Below are 20,193 nucleotides of genomic sequence, written 5' to 3' on the forward strand. Positions count from 1 at the left end.
CTGTGATTTCGCTATGTGTCGGTCCGCTCACTCATAACGGTTTCATAGCTTGCCGAGGCGGACTCCCCAGCGGAATCCGGCATCATCTGAACGTAAGGGGTTGCGCTGAGGCCTTTTCCGGGCGCGCCGCGCACATCGTCGTGCCGGCCGGGGCGCCGAGGGGGATCGGAACGAGGGGGTGAGGCAACAGATGGACGAAGGCAGGGGCACCACCCGGCGCATCGGCGCCGGGCGGCGGCTGTTGGGTAATCGCGCGGCGCTGCGCGCGGGTTTTCAGTCGCTGCCGGCGGTGACCATCGCCCATCTGTTCCGCCGCGTCCCGCCGGTCACTTCCACCCCGGCCGGGGCCGCCCCGGCGCCAGGGAAGGCCGACGGGTCGCACCCGTCGATCACCGGCGGCGCGCCGTTCGCGGGCTACACGATCCTGCGGCAGCTGGGTGCCGGGGGCATGGCCGAGGTGTATTTGGCGCTGCATCCCCGGCTGCCACGCCGCGACGTGATCAAGGTGCTGGCGGAGGCGGTCACGGCCGATCCCGAGTTCCGGGAAAGGTTCAACCGCGAGGCCGACCTCGCCGCGACGCTGTGGCATCCCCACATCGTCGGCGTCCACGACCGCGGCGAATTCAACGGCCACCTCTGGATTTCCATGGACTACGTCGAGGGCACCGACGCCGCCCGGCTGGTCAAGGAGCTCCACCCGGAGGGCATGCCGGTCGGTGAGGTGTGCGACATCGTCCGGGCCGTCGCGGGGGCGCTGGACTACGCCCACGACCGCGGGCTGCTGCACCGCGACGTCAAGCCGGCCAACATCCTGCTCACCCATCCCGAAGCCGGCGAGCGCCGAATCCTGTTGGCGGACTTCGGGGTCGCGCGGCACCTGGGTGACATCAGCGGGATCACCGAGACCAACGTCGCGGTGGGAACGGTGGCCTACGCGGCGCCGGAACAGTTGACGGGATCCAACATCGACGGGCGCGCGGACCAATATGCCCTGGCCGCAACGGCTTTCCACTTGCTCACCGGCGCACCCCCGTTTCAGCACTCGAACCCGATCGCGGTGATCAGCCAGCACCTGCACGAACAGCCGCCCCGGCTCAGCGACTTCCGCCCGGAGCTGGCGCATCTCGACGACGTGTTCCGCACGGCGCTGGCCAAACGCCCCGAGGACCGGTTCGAGCGGTGCCGCGCGTTCGCCGAGGCGGTCGGCGAGCGGTGCGACGAGGCCGCCGCGCCCGTCCCGCGTCCCGGGCCCCGCGCCGTCACGACGACGCCGGCGCGGCGCGGACCGCGCGCCGTCGTGGCGGCGATGAACCATCGCTTCTCGGCGCGGACCCGGTGGGCGGTCGGGTTGGTGTGCGCGATGCTCGTCGCCGTCGCGGCCACCGGGTCGACCCTGTACTCGTTCGAGCCGGACACCCCGCCGGCGAACCCGGCGCTCGCGTCGAAACCGTCCGTCCCGGCGCCGAGTGCCGCGCCGGCCCGGTCCGGTGGACCGGCGCTCAACGGGGCCTACAAGCTGGACTACGACGAGAGCAAGCGGACCACCAACGGCGTCGCGATCCGCCACGACGGCCCCGCCACCGGCTGGTGGGCGTTCCGTTCGGTGTGCACCACCAACGGCTGCGCGGCCACCGGGGCCCGGCTGGACAACGCCACCCACCAAACGGCCGACGGCGGCAAGACGGACACGCTGCACTTCGTCGCCGGCTATTGGCAGGGCGCCCCGCAGCAGGACCGGATGGCGTGCACCCCGCCCGACGGCCAGGGCGCGGCCACCCAGCAGGAGACGCTCGCGTGGTCGCTGGCGCCCCAGGCCGACGGCACGCTGCGCGGCACCGTGACCGAGACCGTGCTCAGCAACGAGTGCGGCGCGCAGGGCGCGGTGGTGCGGGTGCCGGTGGTCGCCACCCGCGTCGGTGACGTGCCGGCCGGCGTCGACCTGGGTGACCCCGCCCAGGCCGTCAGCACGTCGACCGCCGCGGCGGCCCCTTCGCCGCCCGTGCTCGGCGGGGTCTGCGCCGACGTCGGCAAGCTGGCCTACGACCCGACCAACAGCGAGCAGATCGTCTGCGAGGGCAACAGCTGGGCCAAGGCCCCGATCACGATGGGCGTGCACGCCGCGGGCAGCTCGTGTGACCGGCCCGGGACCTCGGTGTTCGCCATGACCACGTCGAACGACGGGCACCTGTTGCAGTGCGATCCCGTCACCCGAACCTGGAGCCGGCCCGGGGGATAGCGGGGCGGCCAGACCGGCTCGGCGACACTTGTCGGTGCGCGGTTCTACCCTGGTGGCATGGCTTTCGCCACGGAACATCCGGTAGTCGCACATTCGGAATACCGCGCGGTCGACGAGGTCGTGCGCGTCGGCGGCCACTTCGAGGTGGTCAGCCCGCACGCGCCCGCCGGCGACCAGCCCGCCGCCATCGACGAGCTCGAACGCCGGATCAGGTCGGGGGAGCGCGACGTGGTGCTGCTGGGCGCCACCGGCACGGGGAAGTCGGCCACCACCGCCTGGCTCATCGAGCGGCTGCAGCGGCCCACTCTCGTCATGGCGCCGAACAAGACGCTGGCCGCCCAGCTGGCCAACGAACTGCGAGAGATGTTGCCGCACAACGCGGTTGAGTACTTCGTGTCGTACTACGACTATTACCAGCCGGAGGCGTACATCGCGCAGACCGACACCTACATCGAGAAGGACAGCTCGATCAACGACGATGTGGAGCGGCTGCGGCACTCCGCCACGTCTTCCCTGCTCTCGCGGCGCGACGTGGTCGTGGTGGCGTCGGTGTCCTGCATCTACGGCCTGGGCACGCCGCAGTCGTACCTGGACCGCTCGGTGGAACTCGGCGTCGGCACCGAGGTGCCCCGCGACGCGCTGCTGCGGCTGCTGGTCGACGTGCAGTACACCCGCAACGACCTGTCCTTCACCCGCGGTTCGTTCCGGGTGCGGGGCGACACCGTGGAGATCATCCCGTCCTACGAAGAGCTGGCGGTGCGCATCGAGTTCTTCGGGGACGAGATCGAGGCGCTGTACTACCTGCACCCGCTGACCGGCGACGTGATCCGCCAGGTCGACTCGCTGCGGATCTTCCCGGCCACCCACTACGTCGCCGGCCCGGAGCGGATGGCGCACGCCATCTCGACGATCGAGCAGGAGCTGGCCGAGCGGCTGGCCGAGCTGGAAGGCCAGGGCAAGCTCTTGGAGGCCCAGCGGCTGCGCATGCGCACCAACTACGACATCGAGATGATGCGCCAGGTCGGCTTCTGCTCGGGCATCGAGAACTACTCCCGCCACATCGACGGCCGCGGCCCGGGCTCGCCGCCGGCGACGCTGCTCGACTACTTCCCCGAGGACTTCCTGCTCGTCATCGACGAGTCGCACGTCACCGTGCCGCAGATCGGCGGCATGTACGAGGGCGACATGTCCCGCAAACGCAACCTGGTCGAATACGGGTTCCGGCTGCCGTCGGCGTGCGACAACCGCCCGCTGACCTGGGAGGAGTTCGCCGACCGGATCGGCCAGACGGTGTACCTGTCGGCCACCCCGGGCCCCTACGAGCTCAGCCAGGCGGGCGGGGAGTTCGTCGAGCAGGTGATCCGGCCGACCGGCCTGGTGGACCCGAAGGTCGTGGTCAAGCCCACCAAGGGGCAGATCGACGACCTGATCGGCGAGATTCGCAAGCGCACCGAGGCCGACGAGCGGGTGCTGGTGACGACGCTGACCAAGAAGATGGCCGAGGACCTCACCGATTACCTGCTGGAGATGGGCATCCGGGTGCGCTACCTGCACTCCGAGGTCGACACGCTGCGCCGGGTGGAACTGCTGCGCCAGCTGCGGCTGGGCGACTACGACGTGCTGGTGGGCATCAACCTGCTCCGGGAGGGTCTCGACCTGCCCGAGGTGTCGCTGGTGGCGATCCTGGACGCGGATAAGGAGGGTTTCCTGCGGTCCTCGCGCAGCCTGATCCAGACCATCGGCCGCGCCGCCCGCAACGTCTCCGGCGAAGTGCACATGTACGCGGACTCGATCACCGACTCGATGAAGGAGGCGATCGACGAGACCGAACGGCGGCGGGCCAAGCAGGTCGCCTACAACGAGGCCCACGGCATCGATCCGCAGCCGCTGCGCAAGAAGATCGCCGACATCCTGGACCAGGTCTATCGCGAGGCCGACGACAGCGAGACAGTCGAAATCGGGTCCGGGCGCAGCATGTCCCGCGGCCGGCGCGCCCAGGGCGAGCCGGGCCGCGCCGTCAGCGCCGGCGTCTTCGAGGGACGGGACACGACCAGCATGCCGCGCGCCGAGCTGGCCGACCTGATCAAGGACCTCACCGAGCAGATGATGGCCGCCGCGCGCGACTTGCAGTTCGAGCTGGCCGCGCGGTTCCGGGACGAGATCGCCGACCTGAAGAAGGAACTGCGGGGGATGGACGCCGCCGGCCTGAAATGAGTTTGCTGGCACCGGAATTCAGTTTTCCCACTCCGGACCGCCCCATACGGTAGAAGGGTGACCGACACCGCGACCGGTACCGGCGGCTGGCGCCAGCTGCTGGGGGCCAGGTACCTGAGGACGTCCGTCCTGCTGGCCGGCGGGGTGGCGCTCTACGCCACGAACGAGTTCCTGACCACCAGCTTGTTGCCCAACACCATCGCCGAAATCGGTGGCAGCCGGCTCTACGCCTGGGTGACGACCCTGTACCTGGTCGGCTCCGTGGTGGCCGCGGCGATGGTCAATCCGATGCTGCTGCGCGCCGGGCCGCGCTCGTCCTACCTGACCGGGCTCGCCGTGTTCGGTGTGTCCAGCCTCATTTGCGCGGCGGCGCCCAACATGCAGGTTTTGATAGCTGGGCGCGCCCTGCAGGGCGTGGCCGGCGGGCTGCTCGCGGGCCTGGGATACGCGGTGATCAACACGGCCTTGCCGCGCGAGCTGTGGACGCGCAGCTCGGCGCTGGTGTCGGCGATGTGGGGCGTGGCGACGGTGGTCGGCCCCACCACGGGCGGCCTGTTCGCCCAGCTGGGTTTGTGGCGGTGGGCCTTCGTCGTGATGGCGGTGCTGACCGGCCTGATGGCCATGTTGGTGCCGGTCGCGTTGGCCCGCGTGGGGGGCGGCGCCGCCGTGGCGCCGATGAACGTGCCGGTGCGGTCGCTGCTGCTGATCGGCGCCGCCGCAATGGCGGTCAGCGTCGCCCAGATCCCGCACAACGCGTGGGCGACGTTCGCGCTGCTCGGCGCCGGCGTCGCGCTGGTGGGCCTGTTCGTGCTCGTCGACTGGCGGACGCACGCGGCGATCCTGCCGCCCAGCGTGTTCGGGCCCGGCCCGCTGAAGTGGATCTACCTGACCATGGGCGTGCTGATGGGCACCGCGATGGTCAACACCTACGTGCCGCTGTTCGGTCAGCGGTTGGCGCACCTGACGCCGATAGCGGCGGGGTTCCTGGGGGCGGCGCTGGCGCTCGGCTGGACGGTCAGCGAGATCCTCAGCGCGTCGCTGGATCACCCCCGCACGGTCGCGCAGGTAATCGTTGCGGCGCCGATCGTGGCCGCGTCCGGGATGGCCCTGGCCGCGGTCGCCCGCCGCGGCGACGGGTCCCCCGGGACCGCCGCGCTGTGGGCGGTGGCGCTCCTGGTGGCGGGCATCGGGATCGGGATGGCCTGGCCGCACCTGTCGGCGCGCGCGATGGCCTCGGTCGACGACCCGGCCGAAGGCGGCGCCGCATCGGCCGCGATCAACACCGTCCAGCTAGTCTCCGCGGCGATCGCCGCCGGCCTGGCCGGGGTGGTGGTCAACACCGCCAAGGGCGGCGACGGGATGGCGGCGCACTGGCTGTTCACGGTGTTCACCGCGTTGAGCGCCGCCGGCGTCGCGGTGGCCTACGGCGCGACGCGCGGGGCCCGCCGGCCGCAGCCGGTCGGCTAGCCACTGGCTCAGTCGGGGTCGTCCTCGGTTTTCAGCACCGCCACCACCCCGTCGACCTCGCCGAACACCTGCTGGGCGTTCGCGATCTTGGCGCCCGACAGGGTCATCGTCACCCGCACCTCGCCGTCGTCGATGTCGTGCGCGTCCGCGTCCAGCTCGGTGAGCTGCCAGTTCTGCTGCCCGCAGATCCGCAGCACCTCCCGCAGCATGCCGCGGCCGTTCTCGTAGATGATCTGCACCCGGACGGTGCCCCGCAGCTGCGCCGTCAGGCGACCCTCGATGGCCTTGAAGACGAGCGCGCTGACGAAGTGCAGCGCCACGACGGCGATGGCCAGCAACAGCAACCCGGCGCCCACCGCCATGCCGACGGCGGCCGATTCCCACACCGCGGCCGCCGTGGTGAGCCCGTGCACCGCCCCGCGCCGGGTGATGATGATGCCGGCGCCCAAAAAGCCGATGCCGGAAACGATTTGGGCCGCGATGCGGGACGGGTCAAGCGCGACCGTGCCGTTCGACAGCACGTCGGCGAAGCCGTACTTGCTGACCAGCATGATCAGCGCCGCGGAGGTCCCCACGATCGTCTGGGTGCGCAGCCCGGCGCTCTTGCCCTGAACGGTGCGCTCCAGGCCGATGAGGGTGGTCAACCCGAACGCGGCGAAGAGCTCGATGAGGTGCCGAAGCCCCTGGACGTTGCCGCCCAGCAACGGCGCGGCCGGCCAACTGTGCATGGCTAGTCAACTACCCAACAAATAGCGGTTCACGCCGCCCGGAAAGCGCCGAAATCAGCGCGTCGACTTGACCACCTGCGAGTAATGGAATTGCCATCGTTCGACAATGCGGAACCCGAGGTAACTCGGGAATCGATACGCCGGCGCGCGGCCGAATGCGGGCCCCGGCGGCAATGCCGGTCCGGATTGATGGTCGGGCAGCGAAGGTTCCTTATTGGTAATGGTCCAGATCGCCGGGCATTTGTCGATTTTGGCCGTCGTCAGCCACACGGCGACGTGGCCGTCCCACAGCGTGCCCACCTTCGGCCCGTAAGCGCCCCGTTCGACGTCGATCAGCGACCGGAAGGCGGCCGGCCGGGTGGCCAGCAGCGCGCGGATCGGCCCGGGCCGCCACGGCACGGTGTTGTCCACCATCAGGCAGTCGCCCGGCGCGGCGTGCGAGCCGATCAAGTCGGCGACCTGGCTGTAGTCCCAGCCCTCCTTGGCGTACGGCCAGCGCTGGACGAACAGGTAGTTCGGCACCGCGGCGACGGCGCAGACCAGCAGCACACCGGCGATGGGCCAGGGTCTGCGGGCGATCGTGACGACGCAGACCGCCAACACGGCGGCCATCGCGGGCGCGGTGAAGATCAGGTAGCGCGGGTAGTAGATCGGTTCGTTGACGGCCGAATAGACGACCACCAGCGCGGTGGGGATGACCAGCCACGCCGAGCACACGATCAGCAGCCGGCGGATGTCCCCGGCCGGCGGCCGCACCCCCGCCAGCCGGGCCGCGACCGCCGCCAGGATGAGGACGGCGGACACAATGGCGAACGCGACGCTGTGGTCGAAATACTGACGCAGGATGATGTCGAACGCGTAATGCCAACTGACCGGGTAAATCCAGTTGACCTGCCAAACCTGCGCGTGGGCGAACAGCATGAACGGCGTCATCGCCGCGACCGCGACCGCCGAGCTGATCGCCCACCGAATGACCGTGGATTTGCGCGCTTTTTCGGGCGCCAACAGCGGCACCATTACGGCATAAACGGCCACCAGCAGAACCATGTTCAGATTGAGCAGAATCGAAAGCATCAACGCCAGCCCATAGCCGACCCACCAGCGCGGCCCGTTGCGCCGGACGGCGGCGACGAGCAAGACCGTGAGCCAGACCCCGGCGGCCGCGACGAAGGCGTAGGGCCGCGCCTCCATCCCCGCCCAGGTGGTGCGCGGCAGGATGGCGAAGATCACGCCCGCGCACACGGCGGTCGGCCGCGTCGCGAACTGGCGGGTGAACACCGTGACCCCGGCGGTGGCGGCGCCGACCGCCAGGGCGCTGGGCGCCCGCGAGAAGAATTCGGTCGGTCCGAACAGCGCGAACCAGCCGTGCATCAGCAGGTAGTACAGCCCGTGAACGGCGTCGATGTGGCCCAGCAGCCGCCACAGCTCCGCCAGGGTGCGGCTCGCGGCGGCCGAGATGGTCGCCCCCTCGTCGAACCACAGCGAGGGCCGGCAGGCCCACGCGCCGCTGACGACGGCCGCCAACACGGCGATCGCCCACGGATCGAGCAACCTGCCGGCCGGACGCGCGGGCGCGGGCTCCTCGACTTCGTCCGCGGCGCGCCGCTCGACGGTGGGCATGGACATGATGCTTGTCACCCTAAAGGGGAATCGTCAGGACGGCTCACAAATCGGCCCCCCGCCAATTTCGCGGCACCGGCATTGGGCGAAAAGCGGCGTTATGCAACGCTTTACGCTCCGGGCCTGAGCATTTGATTGATTCGCCATCGCCGATATTGTCGGATGACGCGGCGCGAGGCCGCAAATTGCCGACACGCCGTGGCATGCGGTGTCGCTAATCTGTTCCCTGTCCAACGGGCAAACGCGATACTGTCTTGGGTTGGCTGACCAACCGAAACTGGGAGGGTAAATGGGCGCCTATCGGACTGTAGTGGTGGGAACCGACGGCTCGGACTCGTCAATGCGTGCGGTAGACAAGGCAGCGCAGATCGCCGGGCCGGACGCCAAGCTGATCGTCGCGTCGGCGTACCTGCCCCAGCATGAGGACGGCCGGGCCGCCGACGCCCTGCGCAACGAGAGCTACAAGGTGTCCGGCACCGCGCCGATTTACGCGATCCTGCAGGACGCCAAGGAGCGGGCGCACAAGGCCGGCGCCAAGAACGTCGAGGAGCGCCCGATCGAGGGCGCCCCGGTGGACGCGCTGGTCAAGCTGGCCGAAGACGAGAAGGCCGACCTGCTGGTCGTCGGAAACGTCGGCCTGAGCACGATCGCGGGCCGGCTGCTCGGCTCGGTGCCGGCCAACGTGTCGCGGCGCGCCAAGGTCGACGTGCTGATCGTGCACACCACGAACTAGCGCAGGGCCCGCCTCACCAGCCCCGCTCGCGCCATTCGGCCAGGTTGGGGCGCTCGGCGCCGAGTGTCGTGTCGTCCCCGTGGCCGGGGTAGACGACGGTGGAGTCGTCGTACACGTCGAACACCCGGGCGGTGACGTCGTCGAGCAGCTGGGTGAAGTCGCCCGGCTGCCAGGTCTTGCCGACGCCGCCGGGGAACAGGCAGTCGCCGGTGAACAGCTGAGTGACCCCGCCCGTCGCGGGCCCGTCGAGGGCGAGCGCGATCGAGCCGGGCGTGTGCCCGCGCAGGTGGATGACGTCGAAGCGCAGCTCGCCGATCGCCACGGTGTCGCCGCCCGCCAGCAAACGGTCCGGTTTGACGGGCAGCGGCTCGGCGTCGATCTCGTTGGCGGCGGTGGGTGCCCCGGTGGCCGCGGCGACGGCCTGCAGGGCCTGCCAGTGGTCGAAGTGCTGGTGGCTGGTCACGATCAGCGAGACCTTGGGTGCGTGCTCCCGGATCAGGCCGATCAGCGCGTCCGCGTCGTTGGCGGCGTCGATCAACAGGGTTTCGCCGGTAGCGGAACAGGTCACCAGATACGCGTTGTTGTCCATGGGGCCCACCGAGGCCTTTAGGATCGTGGCGCCGGGTAGGGTCCGGCGGGCCGCGGTACCGGGGTCGACGTGTCCGGTGTAGTCGTCGCTAGGCACAACCGAGGCAGTCATAGCGGCCACGTTACTGGTCAAACGTTGCTTGTCGGTATGGGCACATAGCATGGAATGCGCCGTGCGCATACCCGCCGCAGTACGTAGAGGATTCACCGAGAGAGGGCAGCGTGGCTGACCGCCTGATCATCAAGGGCGCCCGCGAACACAACCTGCGTGGCGTCGACCTCGACCTGCCCCGCGACGCGCTGATCGTCTTCACCGGGCTGTCGGGTTCGGGCAAATCGTCGCTGGCGTTCGACACCATCTTCGCCGAGGGCCAGCGCCGGTACGTGGAGTCGCTGTCGGCCTATGCGCGGCAGTTCCTGGGGCAGATGGACAAGCCGGACGTCGATTTCATCGAGGGCCTGTCCCCGGCGGTGTCGATCGACCAGAAGTCGACCAACCGCAACCCGAGGTCGACCGTCGGGACCATCACCGAGGTGTATGACTACCTGCGGCTGCTCTACGCGCGCGCCGGCACCCCGCACTGCCCGGTCTGCGGTGAGCGGATCGCCCGCCAGACGCCCCAGCAAATCGTGGACCAGGTGCTGGCGATGCCGGAGGGCACCCGTTTCCTGGTGCTCGCCCCGGTGGTGCGCACCCGCAAGGGCGAGTTCGCCGACCTGTTCGAGAAGCTGAACGCGCAGGGCTACAGCCGGGTGCGGGTCGACGGCGTGGTGCATCCGCTGACCGATCCGCCCAAGCTCAAGAAGCAGGAGAAGCACGACATCGAGGTGGTGGTGGACCGCCTCACCGTCAAGCCCAGCGCCAAGCAGCGGCTCACCGACTCGGTGGAGACCGCGCTCAACCTGGCCGACGGCATCGTGGTGCTGGAGTTCGTCGACCACGAGCACGACGCGCACAACCGCGAGCAGCGGTTCTCCGAGAAGCTGGCCTGCCCCAACGGCCACGCGCTGGCGGTCGACGACCTGGAGCCGCGGTCGTTCTCGTTCAACTCGCCCTACGGCGCCTGCCCCGAGTGCACCGGCCTGGGCATCCGCAAGGAGGTCGACCCCGACCTGGTGGTGCCCGACCCCGAGCGCACGCTGGCCGAGGGCGCGGTGGCGCCGTGGTCCACCGGCCACACCGCCGAGTACTTCACCCGGATGATGGCCGGCCTCGGCGAGGAGATGGGCTTCGACGTCGACACGCCGTGGCGCAAGCTGCCGCCCAAGGCGCGCAAGGCGATTCTCGAGGGCTGCGACCACCAGGTACACGTGCGCTACCGCAACCGGTATGGCCGAACCCGTTCCTACTACGCCGATTTCGAGGGTGTGCTGGCGTTCCTGCAACGCAAGATGGCCCAGACCGAATCCGAGCAGATGAAGGAACGCTACGAGGGCTTCATGCGTGACGTGCCCTGCCCGGAGTGCGAGGGGACCCGGCTCAAGCCGGAGATCCTGGCGGTGACGCTGGCCGCGGGCGGCCGGGGCAAGAAGTCCATCGCCGAGGTGTCCGAGCTGTCGATCTCGGACTGCTCGGACTTCCTGAACGCGCTCACCCTGGGCCCCCGCGAACAGGCGATCGCGGGCCAGGTGCTCAAGGAGATCCAGTCGCGGCTGGGCTTTCTGCTCGACGTCGGGCTGGACTACCTGTCGCTGTCGCGCGCCGCGGCCACGCTCTCCGGCGGTGAGGCGCAACGCATCCGGCTGGCCACCCAGATCGGGTCCGGCCTGGTGGGCGTGCTCTACGTGCTCGACGAGCCGTCCATCGGCCTGCACCAGCGCGACAACCGTCGCCTCATCGAAACCCTCACGCGGCTAAGGGATTTGGGCAATACCCTGATCGTCGTCGAGCACGACGAGGACACCATCGCGCACGCGGACTGGATCGTCGACATCGGCCCCCGCGCCGGCGAGCACGGCGGCCAGATCGTGCACAGCGGCACCTACGCCGAGCTGCTGGCCAACAAGGACTCGATCACCGGCGCCTTCCTGTCGGGCAAGGAGGCCATCGAGATGCCGGCGATCCGGCGTCCGATAGACCGCAAGCGCCAGCTCACCGTCGTCGGCGCCCGCGAGCACAACCTGCGCGGCATCGACGTCTCGTTCCCGCTCGGCATGCTCACCTCGGTGACGGGCGTGTCCGGCTCCGGCAAGTCCACGCTGGTGAACGACATTCTGGCCACGGTGCTGGCCAACCGGCTCAACGGCGCCCGGCTGGTGCCGGGGCGGCACACCCGGGTGACGGGCCTGGACCACCTGGACAAGCTGGTGCGGGTGGACCAGTCGCCGATCGGGCGCACGCCGCGGTCCAACCCGGCTACCTATACCGGGGTGTTCGACAAGATCCGCACCCTGTTCGCGGCCACCACCGAGGCGAAAGTCCGCGGCTACCAACCGGGCCGGTTCTCGTTCAACGTCAAGGGCGGCCGCTGCGAGGCGTGCACGGGCGACGGCACCATCAAGATCGAGATGAACTTCCTGCCCGACGTCTACGTGCCGTGCGAGGTGTGCCACGGCGCACGCTACAACCGCGAAACGCTCGAGGTGCACTACAAGGGCAAGACCATCTCCGAGGTGCTGGACATGTCGATCGAGGAGGCGGCGGAGTTCTTCGAGCCGATCACCGGCATCCACCGCTACCTGCGCACGCTGGTCGACGTCGGCCTGGGCTACGTCCGGCTGGGCCAGCCCGCGCCGACGCTGTCCGGGGGTGAGGCTCAGCGCGTCAAGCTGGCCGCCGAACTGCAGAAGCGCTCGACCGGGCGGACCATCTACATCCTCGACGAGCCCACCACCGGGCTGCATTTCGACGACATCCGCAAGCTGCTCAGCGTCATCAACGGCCTGGTGGACAAGGGCAACACCGTGATCGTGATCGAGCACAACCTGGACGTCATCAAGACGTCGGACTGGATAGTCGACATGGGGCCCGAGGGCGGCGCCGAGGGCGGAACCGTGGTGGCCGAGGGCACCCCGGAGGACATCGCCGCCGTGCCGGAGAGCTACACCGGCAAGTTCCTCGCCGAGGTCATCGGCCGCGCCGCGCCGCCGCGGCGGTCGAGCCGGCGACGCAAGGTGACCGCCTGATCGGCCCTCAGCCCGGGATTTTCGCCGCCATCTGGTTGGCGATCTGCCTGCCCTGGTTGATGATTCCGGGCGCGCAGGCGTTGACATCGAGTACGACGTTCGACACCGCCGACAGTACGTGCTGGCACACCACCGGGCTGTTGGCCAACGTGTGCTGCAGGGCGATGTTGGGCGGATTGCCGCTGATCTGACCGAAGGTCCATTCGAGCGGGGCCTTGTCGGCGGGCTGAGTCACCGTCTTGCCCCCGCAGTCCCGCCATTGGGGCCACTGGTCGGTCACGAATTTGCGGGCCTGGTCGGCGGTTGCGAAGATCACCGCGCCCTGGACCACGACGTAGGCCGGTTTGCTCTGCGGCTTCTTCATCAGCTGGGCCAGCGTCGCGGTGTAGCCGCTGCTCTTGTACGTCCGGGTCTGGAACCCCATCAGCGCGCCGAGGCACTTCTCGTCCGACAGGGTGTTGTCGGGGCCGGGGTCGGTCATCTCCGTCACGCTGTGGTCGACGACGATGCCGGTGGTGCCGATCAGGACGTTGACCTGGTCGACCGGCAGCAGCAGCGAATCCAGTTGTGCGGGACCAACTGTGGGCGTGGTGCTGGTGGTCACCGCGCTCGCGGTCGAGGTCGCCTCGGTCGGGCTCGTCGTGGTGGGGTTGTCGGGTTGCGTGGCTGAGGACCTGTCGACCGCCAACCACACCCCGGTGCCCGCGATGACCGCGACGACGAGCGCGAGGGCACCGATGACCAGGCCCAGCCTGCGCCTGGGTGGCGCGGGTGGCGCCCAGGGTGGCGGGGTGGGGAACCACGTCGGGGGCGGCGGCGCGAAATGCCGGCTGTGCTGGATCAATTCGGTCGCCTCGCGTTGATCCGGCGTGCTGAGCGCGTGCAGGGCCGCCTTCGCCAGATCGCCCGCGGTGAGGTAGCGGGCGCCCGGGTCTTTGGCCATCCCGCGGGCGATCACCTCGTCGAACGCCGCGGGGACGGCGGGGTTTCGCTCGCTCGGGCGGGGGACCGGCTGCGCCAGGTGTGCGGCCATCAGGCTGCTGAGGCTGGCCGTCTGGAACGGCCTTGTGCCCGTGAGGCATTCGAAAAGCAGGCAGGCGAGGGCGTAGATGTCGACGCGGTAGGTGGGGTCGTCGCTGCCGAATCGCTCGGGCGCCATGTAGTTCCAGCTGCCGATGGCGGCGCCGGTCTTGGTCACCCGTTCGTCGGTGGCCGCCGCGGCGATGCCGAAGTCGACCAGGTAGGCGAAGTCACCCTCGGCGAGCAGGATGTTCTCGGGTTTGATGTCGCGGTGAATGACCCCGGCGCGGTGCGCGGCATCCAGGGCGGCGGCGACCTGTTCGACGATCGCGACGGCGCGCGGTGGCGGCAGCGGCCCCGTGCGGCTCAGCACCGTGCCCAGGTCACGCCCCTCGATGAGGCGCATGTCGATGAACACCTGGCCGTTGACCTCGCCGAAATCGTGGATCGGCACGATGTGCGGTTCCTGCAACCGGCCCGCGGTCCGGGCCTCGCGCTGCATGCGCCGGCGGAAGGAGTCGTCCGAGCTCACCTGCTCGGACATCAGCTTGAGCGCCACCACCCGGTCCTTAACCGTGTCGTAGGCCTCGTAGACCTCGCCCATCCCGCCGCGGCCCAGCAGCCGCCGCAACTGGTAGGGCCCGAACCGGCTCCCGATCCGCGAACTCGGCCGCGCTTCACTCATCGACGTCCCCCCGACGCCAAGCCGACTTCCTAGCCCTCGTCCGCGTGCATCGACTCGCGGATCTGGGCCAACCGTTCCGCGGCGGCGCGCTCCCGCTCGTCGTATTGCTCGGCGACGGAACGGCCCTCGGGGGATTCGGCGTCCAATTCCGCGTCGCCCACCGACGTCGCGTAGCGGTTCTCGATCTTCTCGCGCACGGACTCGAAGGTCGGTACGCCCGCACTGTCGTACCCGGGATCGGGTGGGGTGGCGCCGGGCGTTGCTGGTTCGTCGGGCATGGTCGCTACGCTACTGAAGCCCGTCGCTCGCGCTGCAGATACCGCACCATTTGCTGCCAGTACACCAGCGTCAGTGCCATCTGGATCGCGATGGCCGTCGCCGCCGGCAGTGCCCGCCGGCGCCAAGCGGCGAGGACGGCGCCCAGCGCGGCCACCGACGTCAGCGCGCTGACCGCCATGGCCGCGTCGCGGGGGCGGCGGCTGATCCATAGCTCCTCGCCCAGCATCGCCCGCGTCGACCACGCCCGCCGGTGCGCCGGCTTGCCGAACACGAACGGATTCACGGCCAGCCACAAGGCAATCCACGCCGCGTCGCGCCGGCGCCGCGTCCACACCGGCACCACGATCAACGGGGTGCTCGCCCAACGGGTCCAGGCGCTCCACGGGTTGCAGTGCCGCGCGAAGACGGCACGCCGAACGCGCGCGACGACAGGCACCGGCGGCTACCGCCGGGCGGGGTTGGACCGGTCGGCCGGGACGACGACCGGGGTGGTGAGTGCGGGCGGGGCGGTGCCGGACAACGCGGTCCGCCCAATGCCCGGCGTGCCCAGCCGGCCGGCCAGCCACGGCAGCGCGGCGGCGAAGGCCCGGTCCGCGAAGGGCCAGTCGTGCTTGCCGGGCTGCGCCAGCACCGCGCAGTCGATGCCGTTGGCGCGCCCGAGCGCACACAGCGAGTAGGCGGCCGCCGTCTGGTTGCCGGGGTCGGCGGGGGCCTCCCGGCCGGCCAGCCGGATCGCGCCGCTGTCGGTCATCATCGGGTCGTGGCGCGCCGCCGGCGGCCCGTCCGCGGAGATCGCGAACCAGCCCGCCACGTCGCTGTACGGCCCGTGCCGGCTGATCACCGTGGTCGGGTCGAAAGCCGCCCAGGCGTCGGCGTTTCCGCCGAACAGCCGGGCGATGGTCTGCGCCTTGTTGCCGGCGTTGGGGAAGAAATCGCCGGCGACGTCGACGAACGCGCTGAACATGTCGGGGTGCATGACCGTCAGGTCGACGGCGCAGGTCCCGCCCATCGACCAGCCGGCGACGCCCCAGTTGGATCGGTCGCGGCTGACGCCGAACTTGGAAACCATATACGGCACAACGTCTTTGGTCAGGTGGTCGGCGGCATTGCCGCGGGCGCCATTGACGCATTCGGTGTCGTTGTTGAACGCGCCGCCGGAGTCGACGAACACCAGCACCGGCGCCTTGCCGTCGTGGGCGGCCGCGAAGTCGTCGATCGTCTTGACCGCGTTGCCCGCGCGGGTCCAGTCCGCGGGGGTGTTGAACTGGCCCCCGATCATCATGACCGTCGGCAGGGCCGGCGGCGGGCTGCTGGTGAACCATTCGGGCGGCAGGTAAACCAGCTCACCGCGATGCTTGAAATGCGATGCGTCCGAGGGGATCACCACCGGCACCACGCTGCCGTGCGGCGGACGCGCCCGCTTGGCGGCCATCGCGATCACGGTCGCCGGGTCGGTCTGGTCGGGCAGGGGACCGGAGGTGAGCTGGTTCCACGCCGCCTGCACGGTCGGGAAGTAGCCGACCCACAGGTTGAGCACCAGTGCGGCGCACAGCGCGCACAACGGCACGGCCACCAGCCCGGCCCCGCGCCGCCAGCGGCGGGCGCCGCGCCAGCCCAGCACCAGCACCGCCCCCGCCGTCCCGGTCAACGCGATCCAGACCCACAGCGCGGCCGGCGCGGGGTCGTCGGACAGCCCACGGTCGACGATGTACCAGTGCGTCAGGTAGGCCGCGGCGGCACCGGTCAGCGCAGCTCCCGGCAACCACACCGTCCGCCACCGACGCGACCGCCAGCCGACGGCGAGCGCGAGCACCAGCGCGGTGACCACCTGGATCGTGGTGGGCAGCCAGCCGTGCATCAGCGACGTGTGACTACTTGCCAGCAACTGCGTCGTGGCGTTGGTCGTCGACGCGGTCACGGCATTCATTGTGATCTATTGTTAACCGCCCTGGAACATATTCACCGAATGTTCGCCCTGCGACTCCCCGCGCGTCGGGGGCCGATCAGTGCGGCTTGGCCAGCGGAAATGGCAGCGTCTCGCGGATGCTGCGGCCGGTTATGAGCATGACGAGCCGATCGATTCCCATGCCGAGCCCGCCGGTGGGCGGCATCGCGTACTCCATGGCCTGCAGGAAGTCCTCGTCGAGCTCCATCGCCTCCGGGTCGCCGCCGGCGGCCAGCAGCGACTGCTCCTGCAGGCGGCGCCGCTGTTCCACCGGATCGGTGAGCTCGCTGTAGGCGGTCCCCAGCTCGACCCCCCACGCCACCAGGTCCCACCGCTCGGCGACGCCGCGCCGGCTGCGGTGCGGGCGGGTCAGGGGCGAGACGGACGTGGGGAAGTCGATGTAGAACGTCGGCCCTTCGGTGCGGTCCTCGACCAGGTGCTCGTAGAGCTCCAGCACCACGGCGCCGGCGTCCCAGTGCGCCCGGTACGGAATGTGGGCGGCGTCGGAGAGCTTGCGCAACATGGACAACGGGGTGTCGGGATCGATGCGTTCCCCGAGCGCCTCGGACACCGCGTCGTGCACGGTTTTGACCGGCCAGGTTCCGGAGATGTCGACCGGCTGCAGGCGGCCGTCGGCGCCGTCGGTGCGCAGCACGGTCTGCTCCCCGTTGGCGGCCTGCGCCGCGTTCTGGATCAGCTCGCGGCAGCCGTCGATCCAGACCAGGTAGTCGGCGTGCGCCTGGTAGGCCTCGAGCAGGGTGAACTCCGGGTTGTGGCTGAAGTCGACCCCCTCGTTGCGGAAGGCCCGGCCCAGCTCGAACACCCGCTCCACCCCGCCGACGCACAGCCGCTTGAGGTAGAGCTCCGGCGCGATGCGCAGGAACAGGTTCATGTCGTAGGTGTTGATGTGGGTGACGAACGGCCGGGCGGTGGCCCCGCCGTGGATCTGCTGCAGGATCGGCGTCTCGACCTCGATGAACCCCTTGGCGAACAACGTCTCCCGGACCGAGCGCAGGACGCTGCCGCGCGCCGTGATCAGCTCGCGCGACTCGGGATTGACCGCCAGGTCCACATAGCGGGTGCGCACCCGCGCCTCGGGATCGGTCAGCCCGTTCCACTTGTTCGGCAGCGGCCGCAGGCACTTGCCGATCATCCGCCAGTCGCGCACGATCAACGAGCGGGTGCCGTTCTTGGAAAACCCCATGTGCCCGGTCACCTCGACCAGGTCGCCGAGATCGATGGCCGCGGTGAAATCCGCGTTGCGGCCGCGCTCCAGGCGTGAATTGTCCAGCAGCACTTGCAATTCGCCCGACCAGTCCCGCAGCTGGGCGAACAGCACCCCGCCGTAGTCGCGGATCCGCAGTATCCGGCCCGACACCGACACGGGCTCCTGGTCGTCCGCGTCCAGCGCCCTGGCGACGGTGTGGCTGGGCGGCGAGCCCACCGGGTAGGCGTCAATGCCGTTGCGCCGCAATATCTTCAGCTTGGCCAGCCGCACCCGCACCTGCTCGGGCAGCCGGGCCCAGGACTCCTCTTGCTCCGCGTCGTCGCGGCGTTGCTGCAACTCGCTGACGTCGGGGGCGGAGCCGTCGTGGTGCAGCAGGCCCGACTCCGCCAGTCGTTGGGGCACGGCGGGGTGGTGCCCGGTGTGCACCCGCTCACGCCGGGTGAACGGCAGCACCAGGAAGCCCTCGGCGATCACCGACGCGACGCCGACCCGGGGGATCAGCCGGGCGTCCTCGTAGCAGGCGTAGCGCGGAACCCAATCGGGTTGGTACTTCATGTTCGAGCGGTACAGCGTCTCCAGCTGCCACCACCGCGAGAAGAACAGCAGCAGCCCCCGCCACAACCGGGCGACCGGGCCCGCGCCGAGCTGGGCGCCCTGCTCGAACGCCGAGCGGAACATCGCGAAGTTCAGCGAAATGCGGCTGATGCCAAGGTTTTCGGCGGTCAGGGCGAGCTCGCTGACCATCAGCTCGATGGTGCCGTTGGGCGACTGCGGGGAGCGGCGCATGAGGTCCAGGGAGACACCGGTGGTGCCCCATGGCACCAGCGACAGCATCGCCACCACGGCGCCGTCGCGGTCCATCGCCTCGACCAGCAGGCAGTCCCCGTCGGCGGGGTCGCCGAGCCGGCCCAGCGCCATGGAGAAGCCGCGCTCGGTCTGGGTGTCGCGCCAGGCGTCGGCGCGGGTGATGGTCTGCGTCATCTCCTCGGCGGAGATGTCGCGGTGCCGCCGGATCCGCACCGTCAGCCCGGCGCGGCGGGCCCGGGTGACGGCCTGGCGCACCCCGCGCATGTCGGGGCCGGACAGCTTGAAGTCGGCGGTCCGCAGGATCGCCTCGTCGCCCAGCTCGAGCGCGTTCAGCCCGGCTTCCCGATAGACCCGCGCCCCCTGCGTGCTGGCGCCCATGACCCCCGGCGCCCAGCCGTACGTCTGGCACAGCCCCAGCCACGCGTCGATGGCCTGCGGCCAGGCCCGCGGGTCGCCGATCGGGTCGCCGCTGGCCAGGCACACGCCCACCTCGACGCGGTAGGTGATGGCGGCGCGGCCGCTCTGGGCGAACACCACCGACTTGTCCCGGCGGGTCGCGAAGTAGCCGAGCGAGTCGTTCTTGCCCCACAGCTCGAGCAGGCCGCGGATGGCGGACTCGTCCTCGCCCGTCAGCGCGTTCTCGGCGCGCTGGGACTGGAAGAGCACGATGGTCGCCATGATCAGCGCCAGCGCGCCGGTCAGGCCGAAGATCGCGTTGAGGAACACGTGCGGCTTGCCGGTGAACAGGTCCGGGTCGGCCAGCGCGAAGCCGACCACCCGGTTGGCGACGTAGGGCAGGCGGTCCTGGCGCGCCAGCGTTCCCGGCCACAGCTCCACCAGCCCCCAGGACACCAGGATCCCGATCACGTCGCCGGCCACCAGCACCGCGGCGGCTTTGACCAGCGCGCCCTTGCGGACCTTGGCCCAGAACTCCCGGTAGGCCAGCACCAGCAGCACGATCGCGATGATGTGCACCGCGAACCCGAGGTTCTCGCCGAAGGTCTCGGCCGCGGTGTTGTCGCCCGCGGCGATGTCGGCGGCGTTCAGCCCCGCGGCCAGGATCATCTGGCCGAGCAGCACCAGCCAGGCGATCCGTTTGCGCGCGGTCAGGGCCGCGGCGAGCAGGGCGAGGACGAACGACCACGCGATGCTGGTGTCGGGAAAGTTGAACAGGTAGTCGTTGATGAACTCGCGAGGGACCTTGATGACCCACCGGATCAACGGGGACACGCTGGCCAGCAGCGACACGGTGGCGATGACGCCCACGATCCACCCGGCCGCCGCCGGTACCCAGCGATACCGGGAATGCGACCGGCCGCGGGGCCCCGAACGGGAGCCCGAACGAGATGAAGCGAGAGTCACAGACCGCGAGGATATGCCCTCAAACCGTGAAAAGCTTGGCGAAGCGCTAAGACTGGCCAGCAATAGTTCGCCCGGTTGCCCGAGCGGCGGGCGGGGTCGAGGGCGAAGTGCGGAAAGTGGCCCCGTGGCTGCTAAACTGGCGTTCGCGACCATCC

General features: G+C 70.0%; 13 protein-coding genes. 5 read left to right on the forward strand and 8 right to left on the reverse strand.

The annotated features are described in order from the left end of the window. The first annotated feature begins 190 nt into the window (after window positions 1-190). The 3 genes from A5730_RS15435 to A5730_RS15445 are packed head-to-tail and all read left to right on the forward strand — an operon-like array spanning window position 191 to window position 5,917. Entirely contained in the window at window positions 191-2,236 is a 2,046-nt protein-coding gene (locus tag A5730_RS15435; protein ID WP_067901918.1) for a serine/threonine-protein kinase, read from the forward strand. A 57-nt stretch (window positions 2,237-2,293) separates the two neighbouring features. Next, the gene (gene uvrB, locus A5730_RS15440; RefSeq protein ID WP_067901921.1) at window positions 2,294-4,450 is read left to right on the forward strand and encodes an excinuclease ABC subunit UvrB; all 2,157 of its coding nucleotides are present in this window, start codon (window positions 2,294-2,296) and stop codon (window positions 4,448-4,450) included. A gap of 57 nt (window positions 4,451-4,507) precedes the next feature. Beyond that, complete coding sequence (locus A5730_RS15445; protein WP_067901924.1) at window positions 4,508-5,917, forward strand: MFS transporter; 1,410 nt, start codon at window positions 4,508-4,510, stop codon at window positions 5,915-5,917. A gap of 8 nt (window positions 5,918-5,925) precedes the next feature. Here the strand turns inward: A5730_RS15445 and A5730_RS15450 are convergent, their stop codons facing one another. Both A5730_RS15450 and A5730_RS15455 read right to left on the reverse strand, forming a co-directional pair. Then, entirely contained in the window at window positions 5,926-6,645 is a 720-nt protein-coding gene (locus A5730_RS15450) for an MgtC/SapB family protein (protein WP_067901928.1), read from the reverse strand. Between the two features lie 54 nt (window positions 6,646-6,699). Further along, window positions 6,700-8,271 (reverse strand): glycosyltransferase family 39 protein, encoded by a 1,572-nt coding sequence (locus A5730_RS15455; protein ID WP_067902165.1) that lies wholly within the window; start codon window positions 8,269-8,271, stop codon window positions 6,700-6,702. Window positions 8,272-8,554: 283 nt separating this feature from the next. Here A5730_RS15455 and A5730_RS15460 point away from each other — a divergent pair, with 283 nt between their 5' ends. Beyond that, window positions 8,555-8,998, forward strand: a complete 444-nt coding sequence (locus tag A5730_RS15460; RefSeq protein WP_055402815.1) for a universal stress protein — start codon at window positions 8,555-8,557, stop codon at window positions 8,996-8,998. Between the two features lie 13 nt (window positions 8,999-9,011). On the opposite strand, the gene A5730_RS15465 is transcribed toward A5730_RS15460, so the two are convergent. After that, on the reverse strand, window positions 9,012-9,698 hold the full coding sequence (locus A5730_RS15465) for an MBL fold metallo-hydrolase (protein WP_067901930.1): 687 nt from the start codon (window positions 9,696-9,698) through the stop codon (window positions 9,012-9,014). A gap of 110 nt (window positions 9,699-9,808) precedes the next feature. Here A5730_RS15465 and uvrA point away from each other — a divergent pair, with 110 nt between their 5' ends. Then, window positions 9,809-12,712, forward strand: coding sequence for an excinuclease ABC subunit UvrA (uvrA, locus tag A5730_RS15470; protein ID WP_067901933.1), 2,904 nt, complete (start codon window positions 9,809-9,811; stop codon window positions 12,710-12,712). 7 nt (window positions 12,713-12,719) lie between these two features. Here uvrA and A5730_RS15475 read toward each other — a convergent pair whose 3' ends face one another. From A5730_RS15475 to lysX, 5 genes are all read right to left on the reverse strand, one after another. Continuing rightward, window positions 12,720-14,417, reverse strand: a complete 1,698-nt coding sequence (locus tag A5730_RS15475; protein WP_067901936.1) for a serine/threonine-protein kinase PknH/PknJ — start codon at window positions 14,415-14,417, stop codon at window positions 12,720-12,722. 29 nt (window positions 14,418-14,446) lie between these two features. Then, the gene (locus A5730_RS15480; protein ID WP_067901939.1) at window positions 14,447-14,695 is read right to left on the reverse strand and encodes a hypothetical protein; all 249 of its coding nucleotides are present in this window, start codon (window positions 14,693-14,695) and stop codon (window positions 14,447-14,449) included. 5 nt (window positions 14,696-14,700) lie between these two features. Next, entirely contained in the window at window positions 14,701-15,132 is a 432-nt protein-coding gene (locus A5730_RS15485; protein WP_197506270.1) for a DUF6653 family protein, read from the reverse strand. 6 nt (window positions 15,133-15,138) lie between these two features. After that, window positions 15,139-16,623: an alpha/beta hydrolase family protein gene (locus A5730_RS15490; protein ID WP_197506271.1), complete on the reverse strand. Its 1,485-nt coding sequence runs from the start codon at window positions 16,621-16,623 to the stop codon at window positions 15,139-15,141. Between the two features lie 76 nt (window positions 16,624-16,699). Beyond that, window positions 16,700-20,053, reverse strand: a complete 3,354-nt coding sequence (gene lysX / locus A5730_RS15495; RefSeq protein ID WP_082946860.1) for a bifunctional lysylphosphatidylglycerol synthetase/lysine--tRNA ligase LysX — start codon at window positions 20,051-20,053, stop codon at window positions 16,700-16,702. Window positions 20,054-20,193 lie beyond the last annotated feature (140 nt).

Source organism: Mycobacterium sp. ACS4054 (genome assembly GCF_001667275.1).
In the GTDB taxonomy this organism is placed as follows: Bacteria; Actinomycetota; Actinomycetes; order Mycobacteriales; family Mycobacteriaceae; genus Mycobacterium.